We start from the raw sequence: 4,915 nt of genomic DNA on the forward strand, positions 1-4,915 counted from the left end.
ACTTACAACTCGTGTAAATAACTATTTTTGGGTAAACGTAGTTAACTAAAAAGGGTTTTTAGACGAACTGACGTTAGTGGCAAGCTCGCCAAAAAAAAGCAGAAAAAACAAAATTTATATGGAAAATACCATTAAAGAAATTAGCAGAAATGCTGTTATTCCTTTACAAAACGTATCTAAAAACGGAGTAAAAAGAAGAAAAGAATTTAACATAAATTGTTGCGATTTAGAAGATTATAATCATATTAACATTACTAATTCTGATAAATATGAAAAAATGTTTACTGAATTAAAGGAATTTGTTGGACCTTGTTTGTATTACTTTGAAATAACTTCCGACAACTTAACTTCCGAAATAATTGATAGAATAAAGCAATATTCAACTAGCGAAAATTCGAAATCAATTCCTGCGATTAAAACGAAAATCATAGAAAGCAAAATACTTTACGTAGGAAAAGTTAAACGCCATTTTTGGGGAAGACTTATTCAGCATTTAGGTTATTACAAAGTAAATAGAACACAAGGATTACAACTATTTTATTGGGCAAAAGAACTTAATTTGAATTTAAAACTAACTGTTTTTGAATTTGAAGCTGAAATGATTAATCTAATGGAAGTTTTAGAAAATGATTTAGCCAAGCATTTAAACCCAATTTTAGGAAAACATAAATAACTTAAAAAATGAACAAAAAACTATTTTTTGCATTTGTTGCATCTCTATTTACAATATCAATCTTTTCACAAGTCGAAATCGGAAAAATTGAAAAAGCTGTAGAAGTCGAAAAAAAAGTAAACTTCCCTCCCTACAATCCAACCGAAAATTTTATCGAACATTCAGAATATTATCGAGCAAAAGTTACTCAAATACTTGAAAGCGGTAGTGGGAAAAATCCATTTGATGAAAAACAATGTGAAGCCAATGAATATTATAAGAGATATAACGGTTTAAAAATATATTACCCAACATATTCAGACAATTACCGAAAAAATGATATACTATTTTTTAAGAAAACCGACAAAATTGAAATTCTAAATTGGTCACAAATCGGCAATAAATATTTCACTATTGCTAATATTAATCCTTCATTTGAAAAATCAGAAATATATAACGAAGTCAAAAGCAATTTTGGCAAAGATTTTTTTGCAGATATATTGTTTGAACTAAAAGATAATTCAAACAATGAAACTATTTATGTAATTGAATCCTCATCAAATCCGCAATTTATTTTATCACCATATTTTGAAAAAAAGAAAGAATTAATAAATGGAAAAACCTTTATTGCCATTAATGATTTTAACGCAATTAGAAATCCTATATCAAAAACTGATTACACAATGTATATTGATAAAGGAACTGAATGGAAAGGAGAACTTACATTATTAAGAAAAAAAGATTTAAAAATAGAAGAAAGTAACAACGCTGATGATGAAGAAATTGTATTTACAGTTTTATTAAGCAATGAAAAAGATAAAGTTATTTTTGATTTAAAAGGTAGTAGATGGAATTTTGAAGATGTGCTTTTAACGAAAAATGATTTTGAAAAGCTAAAAAAAGGAAATGCAAATAAAAAGAAATTAGAAGAAAGTGCTCTTGTTAAAAAATATGGCGAAAAATTTGGAAAATTAGTCTACCAAGAGAAACTGACAGTAGGAATGTCAAAGGATATGTGTTCCGAGCTTTTAGGAACAACTTTAAATAGAAAAAATTATAAAAATGCAAGCGGAGAAATCGAAATTTGGGAATATACAGGAATATATAAGCTATATTTTAAAAATGGAAAATTATCAGAAATCGTAAAATACTAAAACAAAAGAGCCTGCCACTAACAGCTACTACAACGGATTTGGGCAATTGGTTTAATGGAAAGATGGTTTTGTATTTGTTATGATTTGGCAAATCCGAAGAATGGGCTTAATTTAGTCCCAAACCCGCTGTAGTAGCGGGACGTTACCTGCTATATTCCCAAAAAACCGGAAATCGAAAGATTTACATTATATTTGAAAAAAATAACAAAATCTAATACAATGCAGAAGATAAGTTTTGAGGAATGGAAGAACAGTATGTCATTTATGATTGACGATGTTTTCGATAATAATTTTTTACAAAGTATAAAACCATTAACTCAATTTATAAATGATTCAAGCGGAAACTTAAGCTCCACTGAAAATCTATCTAAATTCCTTACAATTGATGATGATAATTTTAATGCATTAATAAAACTAAAAGCATTAGTTTCTTTAATTGGTCTTTCAGAAGAAAGGCTGAAAAGAGTTGTTTCTTTGTTGAGATACAGAATTTATAAAGAAGAATTTAATACTGAATGGGATATAAAAAGAATTTCTAAAACAATGCAACAAAATATTGAGTTCAAAAATATTTTGATAGATTTCTTTTTGAATGGTAGATTTTCAAAAATTGGTCACGAAATCCCATTGTATTATATGAGAAATTTCAAACTTAAAGACAAAGAATTTATTTCAGATTTATCCAATTATAGTTATGTTCAACGTATATTAAACGATAATGAAATCCAAGGTAAATATTCAAATGAAGTCGGAGCTCACGTTGAAACTTTAATCAAAAATAAAATTGAAGATTATAAAAAAAGAATCAAACCTGATTTGACTTATGAAACTCAAAAAGAATATCCTTTATTCAATAAAAATATTGATTTTTTGATTCCTAGTCTTGGAAATCCTATTCTTTTAATGGAATCTTCATATAATATTACAACAGGAAGTGGACAATCTAAACGAGCAGACCAATTAGTAGAATTATACGGAATTTTAATGAGACATAATGCAAACCATCGAGGGAATAGAATTACAATGATTAATTATTGTGATGGTTTTGGTTGGGTAGGAAGACAAAACGATTTAAACAGAATTTACAATGCAAGTGATTATGTAATAAATCAGAAAAACATAAACCAATTAGATGAAATATTAAGTCAACATTTAAAATAACAAAAAAATCGCCATAGGCGATTTTTTTGTTATTATGCGTTAATCAATTGTTCTTTAATTTGATATGAATTTTTAGCATATTCAATCGCTAATTTATTTGCAACAAACTCAACAACAGGAACTGCAACCGTATTTCCTAATAAATCAAAAGCATCATATTCTTTTGTTGGAATTTCATACCATTCAGGATAACCAAATAATCGAAGTCCTTCTCTAATTGTTAATCGTCTTAACCCTTCTCCATCAGGAACAGCCAAACGGGAAACATCAGTAGCTACCAAAGTTGGGGCAATATCATTTGGATCTAAAATTTTATTAATTTCAAAGCTTAATTTTCCTGTTACAATATTATATCCTTTTGGTTTTGTTTCATCATAAACCCTATACGTTTTAATACCATTTTCTGTTTCTTCTTTAATCAATTTTTTAGGAAACTCAAATTTCAAATATCCTTTCTTTGTTAAATCTTCCAACATTAAAAATAATTCATTTTCTGAACAATCTATGAATGTATTAATTTGTTGTAATGTTAACGCCATTCCGTCCATCCAATCAATTCCAATTTCACTCGCCCATTGTTTTTTACGTCGTTCTCTAAACAACTTATTTAATAATATTGATTGTTCCTTTGAAATTTCTCCTTTTAATCCAATTTCCCAACTATGTATATTATTTTCACCGCCTCTTTTGTCTTTTATAGATTTGCCATACAAATCCTTTAACTCTAAATGCGAAAATAATTTATTCGTGAAATCAGAATTAATAGTTGGTAAACCTTTTTCAAAAATACTTTCAAGCTTATTATATTTTGGCTCATTTCCGCTCAAATCAATTGTTTCGTTTTTTGTACCAACAATAAAAATTCTTTTTCTTGATTGTGGCAAACCAAACTCTAGAGAATCAAAAACTTTCCAAGAAACATTATATCCTAATTCATTTTCTAATTTATCAAGTATTGTTGAAAGTGTTCTTCCAATTGTATCAGTTTTAAATTCCAAATCGTGTTTAACTAAACCTTCAACATTTTCCAAAATAAAACCATAAGGCTTTTTATCTCTCAAAATTCTTTCTATTTCAAAAAAAAGAGTTCCTCTTGTGTCAACAAAACCCTGACGTTTTCCACTTGCGCTAAAAGGTTGACAAGGAAAACCACCTAACAAAAAGTCAAATTCGGGTATAAATTCATTTCTAATATCAAAAATATCGCCCGCTAAAAAATCTTGCCCAAAATTATGTTTTAAAGTTTTTATAGCATATGGTTTTATTTCAGATGTCATTACACATTCTGTTTCAAAACCTAAATTTTTAAATGCGTTTTCAAAACCTAATCTAATTCCGCCAAGTCCAGCAAATAAATCAATAAACTTAATAGTATTATTTTTCATTGGAAATTGTATTATATTCAACATTCGGTTCTGCAACTATTTGTAACTTATTTGATTCCAAAAAATAATTATTTTCATATTCTTCTATGGTAAGTTTATTACAACCAATTACAGAAAGACATTGTAAAAAAAATGAAGCACTAAAAGTACCACGGCTTATTTTACTATCAATACTCGCTTTGGTTTCTTCTATTTCAATTCCTTTTAGTAACAAAACTAAATCTGAATTTGTAATACCTCTTTTTATCAATTCTGATTTAAGAAGACGTTTCGCTTTTTCATTCCAATCCATAATCAAAAAATTAGATTTATATTGCGATATTAAACAATAATTATCATATATGCAAATAAAAAATCATATTTGACAAAAAATACAGCAGGTAACACACGCTACAAGCAATTTGGGTATTAGGCTTAATTTAAATATGGTTTTGTATTTGGAAGATTTGGCAAATCCGAATAATGGGCTTAATTTAGTCCCAAACTGCGTGTAGCGCGAGAACGTCAAACTGTCTAAAAACCTCCCTTTTCACTTTAAATTCATTGGCTTAAAACTTGGCTAA

5 protein-coding genes are annotated in these 4,915 nt (G+C 27.8%); 3 read left to right on the forward strand and 2 right to left on the reverse strand.

What is annotated here, in order from left to right; translation table 11 throughout:
* Nucleotides 1–118 precede the first annotated feature (118 nt).
* The 3 genes from GWR14_RS23605 (at nt 119) to GWR14_RS23615 (ending at nt 2,967) form a co-directional block, all read left to right on the forward strand.
* Nucleotides 119–673, forward strand: coding sequence for a hypothetical protein (locus GWR14_RS23605; protein WP_163411601.1), 555 nt, complete (start codon nt 119–121; stop codon nt 671–673).
* A gap of 8 nt (nt 674–681) precedes the next feature.
* Complete coding sequence (locus GWR14_RS23610; RefSeq protein ID WP_163411602.1) at nt 682–1,806, forward strand: hypothetical protein; 1,125 nt, start codon at nt 682–684, stop codon at nt 1,804–1,806.
* Between the two features lie 219 nt (nt 1,807–2,025).
* On the forward strand, nt 2,026–2,967 hold the full coding sequence (locus GWR14_RS23615; protein WP_163411603.1) for a DpnII family type II restriction endonuclease: 942 nt from the start codon (nt 2,026–2,028) through the stop codon (nt 2,965–2,967).
* 32 nt (nt 2,968–2,999) lie between these two features.
* Here GWR14_RS23615 and dcm read toward each other — a convergent pair whose 3' ends face one another.
* Nucleotides 3,000–4,352 carry a DNA (cytosine-5-)-methyltransferase gene (dcm, locus tag GWR14_RS23620; RefSeq protein ID WP_163411604.1) on the reverse strand — a complete coding sequence of 451 codons (1,353 nt, stop codon included), beginning with the start codon at nt 4,350–4,352 and terminating at the stop codon, nt 3,000–3,002.
* Nucleotides 4,342–4,644, reverse strand: a complete 303-nt coding sequence (locus GWR14_RS23625; RefSeq protein WP_163411605.1) for a DUF6471 domain-containing protein — start codon at nt 4,642–4,644, stop codon at nt 4,342–4,344. Before GWR14_RS23625 ends, dcm begins: the two co-directional genes overlap by 11 nt.
* Nucleotides 4,645–4,915: the final 271 nt, after the last annotated feature.

It is taken from the genome of Flavobacterium ajazii, from assembly GCF_010614725.1.
Lineage (GTDB): Bacteria > Bacteroidota > Bacteroidia > Flavobacteriales > Flavobacteriaceae > Flavobacterium > Flavobacterium ajazii.

Excerpts from the sequence above, each read along its gene's own strand:
- GWR14_RS23605 (WP_163411601.1), top strand. The coding sequence starts at position 119 with ATGGAAAATACCATTAAAGAAATTAGCAGAAATGCTGTTATTCCTTTA.
- GWR14_RS23610 (WP_163411602.1), top strand. The coding sequence starts at position 682 with ATGAACAAAAAACTATTTTTTGCATTTGTTGCATCTCTATTTACAATA.
- GWR14_RS23615 (WP_163411603.1), top strand. The coding sequence starts at position 2,026 with ATGCAGAAGATAAGTTTTGAGGAATGGAAGAACAGTATGTCATTTATG.
- dcm (WP_163411604.1), bottom strand. The coding sequence starts at position 4,352 with ATGAAAAATAATACTATTAAGTTTATTGATTTATTTGCTGGACTTGGC.
- GWR14_RS23625 (WP_163411605.1), bottom strand. The coding sequence starts at position 4,644 with ATGGATTGGAATGAAAAAGCGAAACGTCTTCTTAAATCAGAATTGATA.